The organism is Marinococcus halotolerans DSM 16375, from assembly GCF_000420725.1.
In the GTDB taxonomy this organism is placed as follows: domain Bacteria; phylum Bacillota; class Bacilli; order Bacillales; family Marinococcaceae; genus Marinococcus; species Marinococcus halotolerans.
Map to the genome: position 1 here is coordinate 86,013 of NZ_ATVM01000005.1, position 18,448 is coordinate 104,460.

Below are 18,448 nucleotides of genomic sequence, written 5' to 3' on the forward strand. Positions count from 1 at the left end.
CGTAATATATACGTCAAACGTCAAAAATGTATTCAGAGAAAGAACATTTGCCTTTTGAGGGTGTACACGTTACCCTGTTCATTAAGAGGGCAGACGATAGATTGAAGAGACGCAGAGGTGATATCAGTGGCGGAACAATGGATATTTATGGACGGAGAGTTCGTCAAAAAGGAAGACGCCAAAATCTCCGTATATGATCATGGTTTTTTATACGGCGATGGTGTCTTTGAAGGCATTCGTGTATATAACGGGAATATTTACAAACTGGATGAACACCTCCTGCGTTTATATCACTCTGCGAAATCGATTATGCTTGATATCCCTCAATCAAAAGAAGAGATGACGGAAATCATCAGGCAGACGCTGCAGAAAAATAAACTGGAAGATGCTTATATCCGGCTTGTTGTTTCAAGAGGTGTAGGGAATCTTGGCCTGGATCCGGCATCTTGTGCAAACCCTTCTATTATAGTTATTGCAGAAGAGCTTGCAATCTATCCGAAAGAGTTTTACGAGCACGGGCTTGAAATTGTGACAGTTGCTACCCGGCGGAACCGGCCGGATGTGTTAAGCCCGAAAGTGAAATCATTAAATTATTTAAATAATATACTGGTGAAGATGGAAGCAAGCCTTGCTGGGGTCAGCGAAGCATTAATGCTTAACGACCAGGGCTATGTCGCGGAAGGCTCCGCAGACAATATCTTTATTATTAGAAACGGGGTGCTGATGACGCCGCCAGGTTACATTGGGGCTTTAGAGGGCATCACCCGGCAGGCGATTCTGGAAATGGCCGAGGACATGGGGTACGACGTTCGTGAAGAAGCATTTACGAGGCATGACGTCTATACCGCAGAAGAAGTTTTTCTGACCGGCACAGCTGCAGAGGTTATTGCCGTGATTAAGGTAGATGGAAGAGTGATCGGTGATGGCCAGCCAGGAGAAGAGACAAACCGGCTTCTGCGTGCGTTCAGACAAAAGGTAGTGGAAGACGGAGTAAAAGTTTATTCAGACAATTCCCGCATAGAGATTGGCTAATTGCCTGATTAGATGTACAATATAATTAAATAGTATTGATAAATCGACGACAGGGACCAGTAAATAATGGATTTTCCTTCACAGAGAGCTGCCGTGGCTGAAAGAGCAGCAGGAAATCGTATTGAACTCCCCCTTGAGAGCTTTCCTGAACCCAAGTAAGGAAGGCCGGATGCCGACAGGGCCTCCGTTATGGCAAACCGAACCGGAAAACGGTTCTTAAGGCAATAAGTGCGAGCTTATTGTAAAAAAGGGTGGTACCGTGAAGAGCAGACGTCTTTTCGCCCCTTTAGAGCAGCAGCAGCTGTCTATTGGAGGTGAAAGGGCGTTTTTTATTATCCGGAGAGGTCCTTTTTAAGGGTGGCGGCATTGACGCAGGCATGGAGAAAAAATGATTTGAGTATAAAAGGAGGAGCGAGTATGAACACAAGAGTGAGAGAAGTTAAAGGCCGCGAATTGAAAGACGAAAACCAGGAAATGAGTGGCTCAAGCATGCTGATCCAGGCTTTAGCCCGGGAAAATGTAGACACCATTTTCGGCTATCCCGGCGGTGCCATTCTTCCAACGTACGATGAAATCTACCGTACCGGTATCCGTCATATCCTCTCCCGGCATGAGCAGGGTGCCATTCATGCAGCAGAGGGGTACGCAAGAGTTTCAGGAAAGCCCGGTGTGTGTGTAGTTACATCAGGGCCCGGAGCTACAAATGTGGTAACCGGCATTGCTGACGCCATGATTGACTCTCTCCCTCTTGTGGTTGTGACCGGCCAGGTGGCAACATCGGTGATTGGGACGGATGCTTTCCAGGAAGCGGATATTCTGGGTATTACGATGCCGATCACAAAGCATAATTTCCAGGCACGGACGGTGGAAGACCTTCCGAGAATTATCCGGGAAGCATTCCATATTGCCACTACCGGCCGGCCGGGGCCCGTCGTGATCGACCTTCCTAAAGACGTATCCATTGCCTCCGGGATGTTTCATTACGATGATGAGCCGGATCTCCCTGGGTACCAGCCGACGTATACACCAAACAAGCTTCAGATCCGCAAGCTTGCTGAAGCGGTAACGAAAGCAAAACGCCCGGTTATTCTGTCGGGAGCAGGCATTCTGCATGCCGGAGCTTCCCCGGAACTGCTTGAATTTGTTGAACAGCAGCAAATCCCGGTCGCTTCTACGCTTCTTGGTCTTGGCGGTTTCCCCGGTACTCATGAACTCGCGCTCGGTATGGCGGGTATGCACGGGACGTACGCAGCCAACATGGCTCTCCATGAAGCCGACCTGCTTATCAATATAGGCGCCCGCTTCGACGACCGTGTCACCGGTAATTTGGAGCACTTTGCCCCGCAGGCAACAGTTGCCCATATTGACGTTGATCCGGCGGAAATCGGTAAAATCATCGAAACGCATATTCCGGTAGTAGGAGATGCCAAAGAAGCCTTGCGCCTGTTAAATGAAGTGAATCCAAAGCCAGGTGAAAGCGTGCGCTGGAGAATGAAAGTGGACGAATGGCAGCAGGAATTCCCACTCTGGTACAAGGAAGGCTCGGAGTATATTAAACCGCAGAAGCTTACAGAGCTTGTTTACGAAAAAACCAACGGCGAAGCAATTATTACGACGGATGTCGGCCAGCATCAAATGTGGGCTGCCCAGTATTACAAATTCGATCATCCAAACGCCTGGGTAACAAGCGGAGGTCTTGGAACGATGGGATTTGGCTTTCCGGCCGCTATCGGTGCCCAGTTTGCCGAGCCGGACCGCCAGGTGGTAGCTATTCTTGGAGATGCCGGCTTCCAAATGACGATGCAGGAGCTTTCCATTCTGCAGGAGCTGAACCTGCCGGTGAAGGTGCTTCTGGTCAACAATGCCTCCCTCGGCATGGTCCGCCAGTGGCAGCAGCTCTTCTATGAAGAGCGGTATTCCAACTCGTTGTTTCCAATCCAGCCGGATTTCGTGAAGATGGCGGAAGCATATGATATTAAAGGATATAAAATTACCGACGAAAATGAAGTGGCGGGAGTGCTTGAAGAAGCATTCAATTACAACGGTCCGGTGCTTATCGACTGCAGAGTACACGAAGAAGAAAATGTGTATCCGATGATCGCTCCCGGGCAGGGGCACCATCAAATGGAAGGAGTGAAACCATGAGGCGGACCATTACAGCGACAGTAAACAATACAACAGGAGTGATGAACCGCATTACGGGCCTGTTTGCCCGCCGTCATTTTAATATTGAAAGCATTACGGTCGGAATGACGGAAAACCCGGAAGTGTCGAGGATGACATTTGTGGTGAATGTGAGCGACCAGCGGGGGCTTGACCAGGTCATCAAGCAGCTGAATAAGCAGGTGGATGTATTAAAAGTCCGTGATATTACCGATGAAGCGATTGTAGCCAGAGAACTTGCGATGATTAAAGTCATGACAGTCTCCGGCCAGCGTGGAGAAATATCGGATTTAATTGCCCCGTTTCGTGCCACAGTTATCGATGTAGGCAGAGAAAGCGTCACAATTCAAGTGACCGGAGACACGCCGAAAGTGGAAGCACTCATCGATCTGTTAAGGCCTTACGGCATTAAAGAAATGGCCCGCACGGGTATAACGGCTTTCCAACGAGCTACGAAAAAAAGCAGTGATCAAACCAGGTATTCCATTATTAATTAATGAGCATTCATAAAAGGAGAGGTTCCAGCAATGGCAAAGGTATTTTATAACAACGATGTAAATGAGGCAGCACTTCAGGAGAAAACAGTAGCAATCGTAGGGTATGGCTCCCAGGGGCATGCTCACGCACAAAACCTCCGGGAAAGCGGCGTGCACGTTATTATTGGGCTGCGTAAAGGAAAGTCCTGGGACAAGGCGTCGGAAGATGGCTTTGAAGTATACTCGGTAAAAGAAGCATCGGCGAAGGCAGATGTCATCATGATCCTGCTTCCGGATGAGTATCAGCCGACGATTTACACAGAAGAGATCAAGCCGGAGCTCAAAGCTGGAAAAGCAATTGCTTTTGCCCACGGTTTTAATATTCACTTCAGCCAGATCGTGCCGCCGGAAGACGTGGATGTGTTCATGGTAGCACCGAAAGGGCCGGGACATATCGTGCGCCGGACATTTGAACAGGGAGCCGGAGTACCTGCTCTGTATGCGGTGTACCAGGATGCAAGCGGGAAAGCCACAGATTCCGCCCTTGCTTATGCAAAACAAATCGGTGCGGGACGTGCCGGGATTTTGGAGACATCGTTCCAGGAAGAAACAGAAACGGACCTTTTCGGAGAGCAGGCTGTTCTTTGCGGCGGAACGTCCGCGCTTGTTAAAGCCGGATTCGAAACGCTTGTTGAAGCCGGATATCAGCCCGAAATTGCATATTTTGAATGCCTGCACGAGCTGAAACTGATTGTGGATTTAATGTATGAAGGCGGACTTGAAGGTATGCGCTATTCCATTTCAGACACAGCCCAGTGGGGAGATTTCCAGGCTGGACCTCGCATCGTAACGGAAGATACTAAACAGGCCATGAAGGGCATTCTGACTGACATTCAAACCGGCCGCTTTGCTAAAGGGTGGATCGCAGAAAATCAGGCGAACCGTCCAGAGTTCAACGCTACCAACGCCCGTGAAAGAAATCACCTCGTAGAACAGGTGGGCCGCGAACTCCGCGAAATGATGCCGTTTGTTAACCCAAATTCCAAGGGAGTGTAATGCTGTGAAAAACATTAACGTTTTCGATACGACGCTTCGAGATGGAGAGCAGACGCCGGGCGTCAACCTGAACTTTGAAGAAAAGCTTCAAATTGCGAAACAGCTCGAACGTCTGGGTGTTGATATTATTGAAGCGGGATTTCCAGCCGCTTCTAAAGGCGATCTTCGTTCTGTGAAGGAAATTGCGGATACTGTCAAAAACAGTTCAGTAACCGGATTATCCCGGGCGCTGACTTCTGATATCGATGCCTGCTGGGAAGCGTTAAAAGGAGGGGCAGAGCCAAGAATCCACGTATTTTTGGCCACCTCCCCCATCCACCGTGAGCATAAGCTCCACATGACTCAGGAACAGGTGATTGAGACAGCAGTTAACGCGGTACGCTATGCAAAAGAGCGCTTTGCCAAAGTGCAGTTTTCTGCAGAGGACGCCTGCCGGACAGAGCTTCCGTTTTTGGCGGAAGTTGTCGAAGCAGTCATTGATGCCGGAGCAGACGTAGTAAACCTGCCGGACACGGTCGGATTTATTATGCCCGAAGAGATCCGCAGCATGTTCCGCTATATTAAAAACGAAGTGCCAAATGCAGACAAAGCTGTACTATCTGCGCACTGTCATGACGATCTCGGCATGGCGACTGCCAATTCGCTGGCTGCTGTAGAAGGCGGCGCAGAGCAGGTGGAATGCACGATTAATGCCGTCGGTGAACGTGCCGGCAATGCTTCATTAGAAGAAATTGCTGTAGCGCTTCATATCCGGAATGATTTCTACGGTAAATCCACCAACATTACGCTAAACGAAATCAAACGCACAAGCAGCCTTGTCAGTTCACTGATGGGTATGCAGGTTCCAAACAATAAAGCTGTTGTCGGCGACAACGCCTTTGCCCATGAATCAGGGATTCATCAGGACGGCGTGCTGAAGGAAACATCCACGTACGAAATTATTACGCCGGAGCTCGTCGGTGTAGAAGCGAACCGGATGGTGCTCGGCAAGCTTTCCGGGCGTCACGCCTTTAAAGAAAAGATTATTTCTCTTGGCTACAATGCGACTGAAGAGGAGATTAATAAAGTATTTAAATCCTTCAAAGAGCTTGCAGATAAGAAAAAAGAGATTACAAACGAAGATATTTTTGCTTTGATGGCCGACGAAAAAGCCGGCGATGCAATGAAATATTATTCTCTTGAGACACTGCAGGTGACGTATGGCACCTCAAATATCCCGACAGCCACCGTTACGGTGCTCGACCAGGCAGGAGAGCGTATCGAACACGCAGGTACTGGTTCAGGCAGCGTAGAGGCTCTCTACAATACGCTTGAAAAAATTGTGGGGGAAGGATTTACGCTCCAGGATTACCGTATCCAGTCCACTACCGGCGGACGGGATGCGCTGGCAGAAGTGTTTGTGCGGCTGGCGTTTGAGGAAACGGAATCGAGTGGACGCGGAACAGATAACGACGTACTTGAAGCCTCCGCAAAAGCGTATATTAACGCCGTGAATCGTGTATTAAACCAGCGTCGTGCAGAAAACCAGCCTAAAGTAGCAAATATATCCACGCCATAAAATAATTACTGAAGCAGCGGACAAGGGAGAGATCGAGATGGAAAAAAAGATTGCGATCCTGCCCGGTGACGGTATCGGACGGGAAGTAGTAGAGGCAGCAGTACAGGTATTGAAGCAGATTGAAACATCGTTTCACCATTCATTCACATTTGAATATGCAGATATTGGCGGAGGAGCAGTGGATAATTACGATGATCCGCTTCCTGCCCACACGCTCGATATTTGCAAAAAAAGCGATGCCATTCTGCTCGGTGCAGTCGGAGGCCCGGCGTGGGACCACCTTCCGGGAGAGAAGCGCCCGGAAAAGGGACTGCTCCGCATTCGGAAAGAGTTAGGACTGTTTGCCAATCTGCGCCCGGTCCGCAGTTTCAAAAGTTTGCTGCACAGTTCACCCCTGCGTGAAGAAGTTATCGACGGAGTCGATGTAATGATTGTCCGGGAATTGACCGGAGGACTTTACTTCGGAGAGCCGAGAGAACGCCGGACGATCGACGGCGAAGAAGCAGCGGTGGACACCTTGGTTTATAAAAAATCAGAAATCCAAAGAATTGTTCAGCAGGCCTTTGAAATTGCCCGTTTACGCACGCAAAAAGTAATATCAGTTGATAAAGCTAACGTTCTTGAATCAAGCCGCCTGTGGCGGGAAACAGCTGAAGAGACAGCCAAAGACTACCCGGATGTGGAGCTTGAGCATATGCTTGTAGATAACGCGGCCATGCAGATTATGTATGATCCAAAAAAGCTGGACGTCATCGTCACGGAAAACATGTTCGGGGATATTTTAAGCGATGAAGCGTCGATGCTGACAGGATCGCTCGGTATGCTGCCGTCTGCGAGTATGGGCAGTGAAAAGCCCGCTTTGTATGAGCCGGTCCACGGATCGGCCCCTGACATTGCCGGACAGGGCACAGCGAATCCTCTGGCCACGATTGCTTCAAGTGCTATGATGCTGAAATATTCCTTCGGACTCCAACGGGAATCAGACGTATTGGAGGAAGCTATTGAACAGGTTCTCACAGAAGGGCTCTTTCCGGCAGACTTAAGCAGGGATAAAACGTCTGCTGCCACAACGGAAGAAGTCACAAAAGCCGTATGCAGTCACATTGCACGGCTGGCAGGAAAATAATAAAAGGAGGAAGTTCCATGAAGCCGAGAACAATCATTGATAAGATCTGGAACGAACATGCTGTTCGTGCCGAAGCGGGCAAACCGAATTTAATGTATGTTGATCTGCATATGGTCCACGAAGTCACGTCCCCGCAGGCGTTTGAAGGCCTTCGGCTGAGTGGGCGCCCGGTGAGGCGCCCGGACCTGACCTTTGCGACGATGGACCACAATGTACCGACGCTGAACCGGGAGTCTATTACAGATGCCATTTCGAAAAAGCAGATTGATACGCTGTTTGACAACTGCAGAGAATTTGGAGTGGAGCTTGCTGATATTCACAGCCCGAACAATGGTATTGTCCACATTATCGGCCCGGAGCTCGGGCTGACCCAGCCGGGGAAAACCATCGTGTGCGGTGACAGCCATACGTCAACCCATGGAGCTTTTGGAGCCCTTGCCTTTGGTATCGGCACAAGTGAAGTGGAACATGTGCTTGCCACCCAGACGCTTTGGCAGTCTCCTCCAAAAACGATGGAGGTCCATGTCGATGGAAGACTGGGCACCGGGGTTACAGCCAAGGACATTATTTTGGCGATCATCGCTAAATTCGGCGTTGATTTTGGCAGTGGCTATGTACTGGAATACACTGGTGAAGCGATTCGCGGTCTGACGATGGAAGAGCGGATGACAATCTGTAACATGTCTATCGAAGCCGGGGCTCGTGCTGGTTTGATCAGCCCGGACCAGGTGACGTTCGATTACTTGAAAGACCGCCGGTTTGTACCGGAGGGCGCAGAATTCGATGAAAAAGTGGAGCAGTGGCGTCAGCTTGCTACTGATGAAGGCGCCGAATACGACGAACGCGTAGTGATCCCAGCAGATGAAATCGAACCGATGGTGACATGGGGTACCAATCCGTCTCAGGGCGTAGGCATTCACGGTACAGTTCCTTATCCGGAAGACGGAAAAAGTGCTACGGAGAAAAAAGTGATCAAAACATCGCTTGATTATATGGCTTTAGAGCCGGGCACGAAAATCACAGATATTCATGTGCAGCACGTATTTCTTGGCTCCTGTACCAACGCACGGATCGGAGATCTTCGTGAAGCTGCTAAAATTATCCGCGGCAACAAAGTAGCCGATGGCATCCGCGCGATGGTGGTCCCAGGGTCCCAGCAGGTTAAGCTGCAGGCAGAGGAAGAAGGGCTCGACCAGGTATTTAAGGAAGCTGGATTTGAGTGGAGGGACTCCGGGTGCAGCATGTGCCTTGGCATGAATCCTGACTTTGTGCCGGAGGGAGAGCGCTGTGCCTCCACGTCCAACAGAAACTTTGAAGGCAGACAGGGAAAAGGTGCAAGAACGCACCTGGTCAGCCCGGCTATGGCAGCAGGGGCTGCTATCTACGGACACTTTGTGGATGTACGAAAATTAGATCAAACAGTTTCTTCATAGGGAGGTGGCACCGTGGAAGCACTCACAGTGCACGAAGGCAATACGGCAGTACTTGAACGGGCAAACGTGGACACAGACCAGATTATTCCGAAGCAGTTTTTAAAACGCGTAGAACGTACCGGGTTCGGGCAGTTTTTATTTTTTGACTGGCGCTTCAAGTCAGATGGGGAAGAAGACCCTTCCTTTGAGCTGAACTACCCGTCAGCAGCCAATGCTTCGATTTTGATTGCTGATCACAACTTTGGTTCAGGCTCTTCGAGGGAGCATGCTCCGTGGGCCCTGCAGGACTATGGGTTTCGCGTTATTATAGCTCCCAGCTATTCAGATATTTTTTACAATAACTGTGTTAAAAACGGAATATTGCCAGTACGGCTGCCCGAAGATCAGGTTTATGAGCTGATGCAGAATGGGAATGATAAAGAATACCACTTGACAGTAGATTTACAGAACCAGCAGATCTCTGATAAAGATGCGGGTTTTCAGGCGACATTCGAGATAGATCCGTACTGGAAGGAAATGCTGTTAAACGGATGGGATGAAATTAGTATTACGCTTCAATATGAAGAAGATATTGAGGCGTATGAAAAACGGGTCAAAGTTTAACGGGGAAGGCGGCCCACAGCGGCCGTCTTCATTTTTACATTAAGCTCTAATGAAGGCAGTTATTCATACATACATATACTGTTTGGTCTGCCCATACAAAAGGTTTATGATTTACTGGCATAGCGGATTTGTAAAGAAGGAGGCCTCGGATGAATAAAAGGCTGAATCAAAAGGTTGTTTCTTTCCCCGGAGCAGCCGGGCAATTGGTTAAGCAGGGGCTCGAACAGCTGAAGTCGGGGGAAAAAGAGGAGGCTGTGCACGTTTTTCGCCAGGCACTGATTCATGAGAGCGGCAATCCCGACGCTTCCTATGGACTTCTTTTAGCTTATGCGGAAGCAGGACATCTGCAGGAAGCAGCCGGGTGGGCAGAAGAACTGCTTAAAGATAATACTGGTGACTTTCTCGAGATTCTGCACGTATACGTACCGGTGCTGGCACAGCTTGGCAGATATGACCAGGTAGTTGAGACACTGGATGAAGTACAGAAGACAAAGGAAGTGCCTGCCCATCTGAAGGAACAGTTTCAGGAATTATATACCCTTGCCGACGGCATGATGCAGATGGACGTGGAAACGGAAGAATACGATGCAACGCTTGAGGAACGTTCTTCGCTTCCCGTGGAATGGGAAATGGTGCTTCAAATGGGAACGGAGGACCAGAAGCTGCACGTATTGAACGTGCTTCGAAAAGAAGGCCCGGAAAAATGGATGCCTGCGATAAGAGAACTGCTCGCCCGCCCGGAAACATCGCCATTAATGAAAAGCTTCCTTCTTCTGCTTCTGAAGGACTGGCAGATCGAAGACGCTGTCTGGGTACAGAAGCTGGGCAGGAAAGGGGACTTCGCCCCGTCAACACTACCGGCTCTGGAAGAGAGCAGTTCGTATAAAGAGTCTTCGTCTCTGCTCGACCGTTCACTTGGTGATAAAGATCCAGTTCTGCTTCAGCATGCAAAAGAGCTGCTGCAGCAGCTGCTGTTGTATTACTATCCTTTTCCTCCTTCGGTTCAGATTGAAGTACTGGCGGCAGTTCTGCACTTCGAGACGCTCCGGCAGTTTGAGCCGATTCCGGACGAACAGGGTATCAGGGATTTTTACGGGGTGGCTGAACCAGGCTTTAAATCAATGCAGCAGGAATACGAAAGAATCCAGGGGTTCATTCAGGAAATCTGAAAGGCCCCCATTTGAGAGTGTTGTTTAATCCCTTGTGGGAGTAAGTTTAGCGGAAAATGAATCATTCATTGAAATGGTTTAGTGTTATGTTATAATAGGGTAGTTGTTTACACGGTAGAACCTAGTTATTTGGAGGGAATTTGAATGAATGCCAGTTGGGAAAAGAAAGAAGGAAACCAGGGAGTCTTAACCGTAGACGTAGAATCGGAACGGTTTGACAAAGCTCTGGATCAAGCATTTAATAAAGTGAAAAACGATGTATCTATTCCAGGATTTCGTAAAGGGAAAGTACCACGGAAGCTTTTTGAAAGCCGTTTTGGAGTAGAATCTTTATACCAGGATGCCCTGGACATTCTGCTTCCAGACGTTTATGCCGAAGCAGTTGATGAAGCGGGTATTGAGCCAGTGGATCGCCCGGAAATCGATGTAGAAGAAGTAGAAAAAGGCAAAGACCTGAAATTCACTGCTACAGTAACTGTAAAACCTGAAGTAGAACTCGGCGAAATTAAAGGTCTCGAAGTAGAAGAGTTTGATACTTCTGTATCAGAAGAAGAAGTGAACCAGGAGCTTGAAAATCTTCAGGGCAAATACGCTGATCTAGCCGTAGTGGAAGAAGGCGAAGTGCAGGACGGAGATACCGCTGTACTTGACTTCGAAGGTTTCGTGGATGGAGAAGCTTTTGAAGGCGGCAGTGCGGAAAACCACTCGCTTGAAATCGGCTCTAATTCCTTCATTCCAGGATTTGAAGAGCAGGTTGTAGGTATGCAGCCGGGCACAGAAAAAGATATTACGGTTACTTTCCCGGAAGAGTACCATGCTGAAAACCTTGCCGGGCAGGAAGCTGTCTTCCATGTAAAACTTCACGAAATCAAGCGTAAAGAGCTTCCTGAGCTCGACGATGAATTTGCGAAGGACGTAGAAGAGCATGAAGCAGAAACACTCGACGAGCTTAAACAGGCAGTTCGTCATCAGCTGGAACACGACCGTGAGCATGAAAAAGAACATCACGAGCGCGACGCTGTAGTTGAAGAAGCAGCGGAGAAAGCTTCTGCAGAAATTCCACAGGCGATGATCAACACAGAGTCGGACCGCATGCTTCAGGAATTCAGCCAGCGCCTTCAGTCCCAGGGCATGACTCTTGAAATGTACCAGCAGGTTACCGGTACGGACGAAGAAGGCATGAAAGAACAGTTCCAGCCGGAAGCTGAAAAACGCGTCCGCATGAATCTGACTCTTGAAGCCGTAGCTGAGCAGGAAAACCTCGAAGCAAGTGAAGAAGATGTGGAAAACGAACTTCAGAAAATGGCTGATATGTATCAGCGCGATAAAGAAGAAATCCGCAGCCTTATCGAAATGCAGGGCGGCGTAGACATGCTGAAGCAGGATCTTCGTCTGCAGCGTGCTATCGACTATCTTGTTGAGCACAGCAAAACTGTACCAAAGAAAGAAAAACCGGAAGCTGAAGAAGCAGAAAACGAATAAGGCATAAATGCTGAAAAAATCCTGAGGGTGAAGTATGCCTTCAGGATTTTTCCGCCTGAAAGGGTCAAAAATCAGCATATCCCGGCCGCTCAGACTAAAGGCTATTGTTTCGATTTCCATAGGAAAGTATGATACAATTCAACTCAAGCGCAATAATTGTGTTATTTAAAAACTTCCTATATAGTAAACGAAGAATTAATATTTGTGTTTAGACAGAGCAGAGAATATGCCGCGTTGAGAAAGTCATCGAAGGGCTTGATCAGACGGATTGATTGTATACATTACACTGCTTCAAATGTTTCATATTTAGGTGAGGGGTGAACCAGTTGATTAAATTCAATGAAGAAAAAGGACAATTGAAATGTTCCTTCTGTGGAAAAACTCAGGATCAGGTTCGTAAACTGGTCGCCGGGCCCGGTGTATACATTTGTGATGAATGTATCGAACTGTGCACGGAGATCGTGGAAGAAGAATTAGGTTCAGAAGAAGAAGTGGAATTCGAAGAAATTCCGAAGCCATACGAAATCAATGAAACACTCGATGATTATGTTATCGGCCAGGAAAGAGCGAAAAAATCACTTTCTGTAGCTGTTTATAACCACTATAAGCGTGTAAATTCCACAAAGAAAACCGACGACGTGGAACTGGCTAAAAGTAATATAGCGCTATTAGGCCCGACCGGGAGCGGAAAAACGCTATTAGCCCAGACACTGGCCCGTATTTTGAACGTGCCGTTTGCAATCGCAGACGCAACTTCTTTAACAGAAGCAGGGTATGTGGGTGAAGACGTGGAAAATATTCTGCTGAAGCTTATCCAGGCAGCTGATTATGATACAGAAAAAGCAGAAAAGGGTATTATTTACATCGATGAAATTGATAAAGTAGCCCGTAAATCAGAAAATCCTTCCATCACCCGTGACGTATCCGGCGAAGGGGTTCAGCAGGCGCTTCTGAAAATTCTGGAAGGCACAACAGCCAGTGTTCCTCCGCAGGGTGGCAGAAAGCATCCTCATCAGGAGTTTATCCAGATCGATACGAGCAATGTGCTGTTCATCTGCGGCGGTGCATTTGATGGCATCGAACAGATTGTAAAAGAACGCCTTGGCCGTAAAATTATCGGCTTTGGGGCAGAATCTGAAAATGCTGAAATGGGCCACGATGAATACATGAGCCGGATTCTTCCGGAAGACCTGCTGCGCTATGGTCTGATTCCTGAATTTATCGGCCGGATCCCTGTTATCTCCAGCCTGTCACAATTAGACGAGGAAGCACTGATTGAGATCCTGACCCAGCCGAAAAACGCGCTCGTCAAGCAGTATCAGAAGCTGCTCGAAATGGATGAAGTCGAGCTCGAATTCACCGAAGATGCGCTGCGTGCGATTTCGCGCAAGGCAATCGAACGAAAGACCGGAGCACGTGGACTGCGTTCCATCATCGAGGGCATCATGCTTGATGTAATGTATGATCTGCCTTCTAAAGAAGAAATTGTTTCCTGCACTATTACAGCAGAAAGCGTAGATAGTGACGGATCGCCTCTTCTGAAAACAAAAGATGGCAAAGAAGTAACGTTAAAACAGTACAAACCAAAAGAAAGTGCATAAACGGTTTTTCGCCTGAATGAAAAGGGACCTTATACAGAAACCCCCGCATCCGTATGGTGCGGGGGTTCTGATTATTTATACATAGCATTTATAGACAACTTCCTGTCAATGAGTAATGTTTCATAGACAGTAATTTTATAAATAGGATAAAATAAATAGTATACCTTTAGTACGTAACAACCGCATCACTGCATAACAGTAAACGAATATAATTTGACAATAGAGGTGTTAGCGAATGCCAAATACAACGACGATTTCCATACCGATGCTGCCGCTTCGCGGACTGCTTGTGTTTCCGTCGATGGTGCTTCATTTGGATGTGGGAAGAGATAAATCCGTAGAGGCCCTGGAGCAGGCAAATGCTAAGGACAGCCGGATTCTGCTCGTCACGCAGAAAGATTTATCAGTAGATAATCCGGGCGAATCTGATGTGTACCATGTTGGTACAGTGGCAAAAATTAAGCAGATGCTGAAGCTTCCAAATGGAACCATCCGCGTACTTGTGGAAGGCCTGGAGCGCGCAGAGATAAAAGAATTTATCGATCAGGATGCTTTTTTCGAAGTGGAAATGGAAGTCCTGCCTACAGAAGAACACGCGGATTCGGCTGAGGAACAGGCACTAATGAGAAAGGCGCTGGAAGCCTTTGAACAGTATGCGACCGCTTCCAAGCGGATTTCCAGTGAAACGATCCAGTCGGTGCAGGATATTGCAGGGGCGGACCGGCTCGCTGATATGATCAGTTCACACCTGCCGCTAAAAGTGGCAGAGAAGCAGGAGCTGCTCGAACAGTTCACTGCTTCAGAGCGTTTGCGTAAAATTATCGATATTTTGCAGAAAGAACAGGAAGTATTAGGTCTTGAAAACCAGATCGGCCAGCGCGTAAAAAAATCGATGGAAAAAACGCAGCGGGAATACTATCTGCGCGAACAAATGCGGGCAATCCAAAAGGAACTCGGAGAAACTGACGGGAAAGAAAGCGAAGTAGATGAACTCAGGGAAAAAATCCAGCAGGCAAAAATGCCGGAACAGGTTCAGGAAAAAGCCGAGCGGGAGCTCCGCCGCTACGAAAAAATGCCAGGGGCTTCTGCAGAAACGTCCGTTATCCGAACATATATCGAATGGCTGGTGGATATACCGTGGTATGAGGAAACTGAAGACCAGCTCGATATTAAACGTGCCCAGCGGGTGCTTGATGAAGATCATTATGGGCTTGAAAAGGTAAAGGACCGGGTACTTGAGCACTTAGCCGTGCAGCAGCTGACAGAATCAGTAAAAGGCCCGATTTTATGTCTGACCGGACCACCGGGCGTGGGGAAAACGTCTCTGGCACGTTCCATTGCGCGCTCGCTTGACCGTAATTTCACCAGAATGAGTCTTGGAGGGATCCGGGACGAAGCAGAAATCCGCGGCCACCGCAAAACCTATGTCGGTGCTATGCCCGGCCGCATTATTCAGGGAATGAAAAAAGCCGGGACCGTTAATCCGGTATTTCTGCTTGATGAAATCGACAAAATGGCCAGTGATTTCCGGGGAGACCCTTCTTCAGCAATGCTTGAAGTGCTTGACCCGGAACAAAATAATACGTTTGAAGATCATTATGTGGAAGAGCCTTACGATCTTTCCAAAACGATGTTTATTACTACGGCGAACAACATGAACACCATCCCTGAGCCACTGCTCGACCGGATGGAGGTTATTCGCATTGCCGGATACACGGAAATTGAAAAAGAAGGTATTGCCAAAAACCACCTTGTGGAAAAGCAGATTAAAGAAAATGGTTTAACCAAAGGAAGCATCCAGTTCCGGCAGGGAGCTCTTTTAAAGCTGATACGCGAGTATACAAGAGAAGCAGGAGTCCGTGGCCTGGAAAGAGAAATTGCCGCGGTGTGCCGGAAAGCAGCAAAGCTGATCGTTATGGGTGAAAACAAAAAAGTAGTAGTCACGCCGGCGAAAATCGAAGAACTGCTTGGACGTCCGCGGTACCGCTACGGACGTGCGGAAGAAGAAGACCAGGTGGGCGCAGCTACCGGCCTTGCCTATACGTCGGCCGGCGGAACGACTTTATCTATTGAAGTATCTCTCGCAAAAGGCAACGGTCAGCTTCAGTTAACCGGGAAGCTCGGCGATGTTATGAAGGAATCCGCGCAGGCAGCCTTCAGCTATATCCGGTCAAAGGCGGATGAATGGGGCGTTGATCCGGATTTTCAGGAAAAATGGGACATTCATATTCACGTGCCGGAAGGAGCCACGCCAAAGGATGGGCCTTCTGCGGGCATCACAATTGCAACAGCCCTGGTGTCTGCACTGTCCGGCCGGAAAGTGAAAAAGGAAGTAGGAATGACCGGGGAAATTACTCTGCGCGGCAGAGTGCTCCCGATCGGCGGACTGAAGGAAAAATCAATGAGTGCCCACCGTGCAGGACTGACGACGATCCTGATACCAGCCGATAATGAAAAGGATTTGGAAGATATACCGGAAAGCATTAAAAAAGATATTACATTTATCACGGTGAAGCATCTCGATGAAGTGTTAAAAGAAGCATTGGAGGAGAAAAATGAAAGTTCATAAGTCGGAGCTGGTTATAAGTGCGGTCAGCCCTAAGCAGTACCCTGAAGGGGGACTTCCGGAAATAGCTCTGGCCGGAAGGTCCAATGTGGGGAAATCTTCGTTTATTAATTCCCTGTTAGCAAGAAAGAACCTGGCCCGGACCTCTTCAAAGCCCGGTAAAACGCGCACACTCAATTTTTATAATATCGAAGACCGCTTTTTGTTCGTAGACGTTCCCGGCTACGGCTATGCGAAAGTATCGAAAAGCGAACGGGCAGCCTGGGGCGAAATGATGGAGGAGTATCTTAAAAGCAGAGACGTACTGAAAGCTGCTTTTATGATTATTGATTTCCGCCACGAACCAACCAAAGATGATATTGCCATGTACGATTATTTGAAATTCCATGAGCTGCCGGTAGTTATTATTGCAACAAAAGCAGACAAAATCACGAAAAATAAACGCCCCCGTCATTTAAAACGTGTTAAAGAAACACTTAAGCTACAACCGGAGGACCAGACGGTGGTGTTTTCTGCAGAAACTGCACAGGGTAAGGATGAAGCCTGGCGGGCCATTGAGCAGTTTATTTGAAAACGGTACGTGGAAGATATACATTGGAACGGTGAGTAAAAGACAGATACAGCAGAAAAAACTGTCAGCCCTTGTTCACAAATTGATGCCAAAAGATAAATAGTTGTGTGATACAATGGGTTGTGTGAAGAGTGGAACGTATAAATAGAGCTGAACATTTGGTGGTTGCATTAAACATGGTATTGATGACGCAGGGGGTGAAGATACGAACATGCATATTATTGTCGCTGGACTAGACTATAAAACAACTCCAGTTGAAACGAGGGAACGATTGGCCTTTCAAGAGGATACACTTCCTCAGGCACTGCAGGAGCTTCGTGACATGAAAAGTATCCTGGAATGCGTCATCGTATCTACTTGTAACCGGACAGAGGTGTATGCAGTCGTCGACCAGCTGCATACAGGGAGACACTTTGTGAAAAAATTTCTGGGCCGCTGGTTCGAAATGCCACAGGAAGATTTTGGCCCATTTTTAAATATACGCGAAAATGATGCAGCAGTGCAGCATTTGTTTCAGGTCGCAAGCGGTCTTGATTCCATGGTGATTGGTGAAACACAAATACTGGGACAGGTGAAAAATGCCCTTGCTACAGCTCATGAAAATGAAACGACCGGCACGATTTTTAATGAACTGTTTAAACGTGCAGTCACGTATTCCAAACGGGCCCACCACGAAACAGAAATTAACGATAATCCTGTATCAGTCAGCTATGCAGCTGTTGAACTTGGAAAAAAAGTAGTCGGTTCGTTTAAAAACAAACGGGTGCTTGTTTTGGGTGCCGGGAAAATGAGCGAATTGACAGCTAAGCATCTGCACTCCGGCGGTGCTGCTGAAGTGACGGTTTTTAACCGGACGTATGAAAAAGCAGAACAGATTGCCGCGCAGTTTAACGGGAAAGCTAAACCAATGGAGGAATTGACTGATGCGCTTTCACAGGCGGATGTTTTAATTTCTTCCACCGGCTCGGATTCATATGTGCTGAATAAAGAACAGGTGGCTTCTGCCAACAAAAAAAGAAAAGGCAAACCGTTGTTTATGGTTGATATTGCTGTTCCAAGAGATTTGGATCCGGCATTGAACCAGCTCGATAATGTTTTTTTGTATGACATTGATGATCTGCAGGATATTGTTAATTCCAACATGGAAGAACGCAAAAAAGCTGCAGCACTGATGGAGAGAATGATTCATGCCGAAGTCTCGGATTTCAAGGACTGGGTGCATACTCTCGGAGTTGTACCGGTAATTTCAGCTCTTCGGACAAAAGCTCTGGCTATTCAGGCAGATACCATGGATAGTGTGGAACGGAAGCTTCCGGAGCTTACCGAACGGGAGAAGAAAGTGCTTCGCAAGCACACGAAAAGCATCATCAACCAAATGATCAGAGATCCAATAACTAAAGCTAAAGAAATGGCTGATAACAACGATGCAGAAGAAATGCTGCAGCTGTTTACCGAAATCTTTGCTCTTGAAGAGGAAGTAGAAGAAGCCAGGGCAGCAGAGGAGCGCCAGATACGCAAGGAAGAAGCGGAGGAGGAGTGGAATTCCTCCCGGGAAGCACGCGGGTTCCGCCTTCCATATGCTTACGCGACAGATGTCGCTGTTCGTTCCTAA

At 48.0% G+C, this 18,448-nt stretch carries 14 protein-coding genes and 1 other annotated feature; all 14 genes read left to right on the forward strand.

All coding sequences use genetic code 11. The features are described 5' to 3' along the window. Positions 1-126 precede the first annotated feature (126 nt). The 14 genes from ilvE to hemA all read left to right on the forward strand — a co-directional run bounded on the left by ilvE (position 127) and on the right by hemA (position 18,448). Positions 127-1,032 carry a branched-chain-amino-acid transaminase gene (gene ilvE, locus G548_RS0105485; RefSeq protein WP_027847230.1) on the forward strand — a complete coding sequence of 302 codons (906 nt, stop codon included), beginning with the start codon at positions 127-129 and terminating at the stop codon, positions 1,030-1,032. Positions 1,033-1,069: 37 nt separating this feature from the next. Then, positions 1,070-1,321, forward strand: a binding site (T-box leader). 128 nt (positions 1,322-1,449) lie between these two features. Then, on the forward strand, positions 1,450-3,177 hold the full coding sequence (gene ilvB, locus G548_RS0105495; RefSeq protein WP_022793147.1) for an acetolactate synthase large subunit: 1,728 nt from the start codon (positions 1,450-1,452) through the stop codon (positions 3,175-3,177). Further along, positions 3,174-3,692: an acetolactate synthase small subunit gene (ilvN, locus tag G548_RS0105500; protein ID WP_022793148.1), complete on the forward strand. Its 519-nt coding sequence runs from the start codon at positions 3,174-3,176 to the stop codon at positions 3,690-3,692. The genes ilvB and ilvN overlap by 4 nt, the downstream gene beginning before the upstream one ends. Positions 3,693-3,722: 30 nt before the next feature. Then, positions 3,723-4,727, forward strand: coding sequence for a ketol-acid reductoisomerase (ilvC, locus tag G548_RS0105505; RefSeq protein ID WP_022793149.1), 1,005 nt, complete (start codon positions 3,723-3,725; stop codon positions 4,725-4,727). Positions 4,728-4,731: 4 nt separating this feature from the next. Further along, the gene (locus G548_RS0105510; protein WP_022793150.1) at positions 4,732-6,285 is read left to right on the forward strand and encodes a 2-isopropylmalate synthase; all 1,554 of its coding nucleotides are present in this window, start codon (positions 4,732-4,734) and stop codon (positions 6,283-6,285) included. Between the two features lie 37 nt (positions 6,286-6,322). Next, the gene (leuB, locus tag G548_RS0105515; protein WP_022793151.1) at positions 6,323-7,411 is read left to right on the forward strand and encodes a 3-isopropylmalate dehydrogenase; all 1,089 of its coding nucleotides are present in this window, start codon (positions 6,323-6,325) and stop codon (positions 7,409-7,411) included. Positions 7,412-7,428: 17 nt separating this feature from the next. Further along, entirely contained in the window at positions 7,429-8,844 is a 1,416-nt protein-coding gene (leuC, locus tag G548_RS0105520; protein WP_022793152.1) for a 3-isopropylmalate dehydratase large subunit, read from the forward strand. Between the two features lie 12 nt (positions 8,845-8,856). Next, the gene (gene leuD, locus G548_RS0105525; RefSeq protein ID WP_022793153.1) at positions 8,857-9,447 is read left to right on the forward strand and encodes a 3-isopropylmalate dehydratase small subunit; all 591 of its coding nucleotides are present in this window, start codon (positions 8,857-8,859) and stop codon (positions 9,445-9,447) included. Positions 9,448-9,596: 149 nt separating this feature from the next. Further along, positions 9,597-10,616 carry a tetratricopeptide repeat protein gene (locus G548_RS0105530; RefSeq protein ID WP_022793154.1) on the forward strand — a complete coding sequence of 340 codons (1,020 nt, stop codon included), beginning with the start codon at positions 9,597-9,599 and terminating at the stop codon, positions 10,614-10,616. 144 nt (positions 10,617-10,760) lie between these two features. Further along, positions 10,761-12,098, forward strand: coding sequence for a trigger factor (gene tig / locus G548_RS0105535; RefSeq protein WP_022793155.1), 1,338 nt, complete (start codon positions 10,761-10,763; stop codon positions 12,096-12,098). Between the two features lie 326 nt (positions 12,099-12,424). Then, the gene (gene clpX / locus G548_RS0105540) at positions 12,425-13,699 is read left to right on the forward strand and encodes an ATP-dependent protease ATP-binding subunit ClpX (protein WP_022793156.1); all 1,275 of its coding nucleotides are present in this window, start codon (positions 12,425-12,427) and stop codon (positions 13,697-13,699) included. 235 nt (positions 13,700-13,934) lie between these two features. Beyond that, on the forward strand, positions 13,935-16,268 hold the full coding sequence (lon, locus tag G548_RS0105545) for an endopeptidase La (protein ID WP_022793157.1): 2,334 nt from the start codon (positions 13,935-13,937) through the stop codon (positions 16,266-16,268). Continuing rightward, entirely contained in the window at positions 16,255-16,836 is a 582-nt protein-coding gene (gene yihA, locus G548_RS0105550; RefSeq protein WP_022793158.1) for a ribosome biogenesis GTP-binding protein YihA/YsxC, read from the forward strand. The genes lon and yihA overlap by 14 nt, the downstream gene beginning before the upstream one ends. A gap of 211 nt (positions 16,837-17,047) precedes the next feature. Continuing rightward, positions 17,048-18,448, forward strand: a complete 1,401-nt coding sequence (hemA, locus tag G548_RS0105555; RefSeq protein WP_022793159.1) for a glutamyl-tRNA reductase — start codon at positions 17,048-17,050, stop codon at positions 18,446-18,448.

What these genes read in the sequence shown, in the direction of transcription:
- lon (WP_022793157.1), top strand. Translation starts at nt 13,935, where the DNA reads ATGCCAAATACAACGACGATTTCCATACCGATGCTGCCGCTTCGCGGA.
- ilvN (WP_022793148.1), top strand. Translation starts at nt 3,174, where the DNA reads ATGAGGCGGACCATTACAGCGACAGTAAACAATACAACAGGAGTGATG.
- leuB (WP_022793151.1), top strand. Translation starts at nt 6,323, where the DNA reads ATGGAAAAAAAGATTGCGATCCTGCCCGGTGACGGTATCGGACGGGAA.
- yihA (WP_022793158.1), top strand. Translation starts at nt 16,255, where the DNA reads ATGAAAGTTCATAAGTCGGAGCTGGTTATAAGTGCGGTCAGCCCTAAG.
- hemA (WP_022793159.1), top strand. Translation starts at nt 17,048, where the DNA reads ATGCATATTATTGTCGCTGGACTAGACTATAAAACAACTCCAGTTGAA.
- ilvC (WP_022793149.1), top strand. Translation starts at nt 3,723, where the DNA reads ATGGCAAAGGTATTTTATAACAACGATGTAAATGAGGCAGCACTTCAG.
- G548_RS0105530 (WP_022793154.1), top strand. Translation starts at nt 9,597, where the DNA reads ATGAATAAAAGGCTGAATCAAAAGGTTGTTTCTTTCCCCGGAGCAGCC.
- leuC (WP_022793152.1), top strand. Translation starts at nt 7,429, where the DNA reads ATGAAGCCGAGAACAATCATTGATAAGATCTGGAACGAACATGCTGTT.
- tig (WP_022793155.1), top strand. Translation starts at nt 10,761, where the DNA reads ATGAATGCCAGTTGGGAAAAGAAAGAAGGAAACCAGGGAGTCTTAACC.
- ilvB (WP_022793147.1), top strand. Translation starts at nt 1,450, where the DNA reads ATGAACACAAGAGTGAGAGAAGTTAAAGGCCGCGAATTGAAAGACGAA.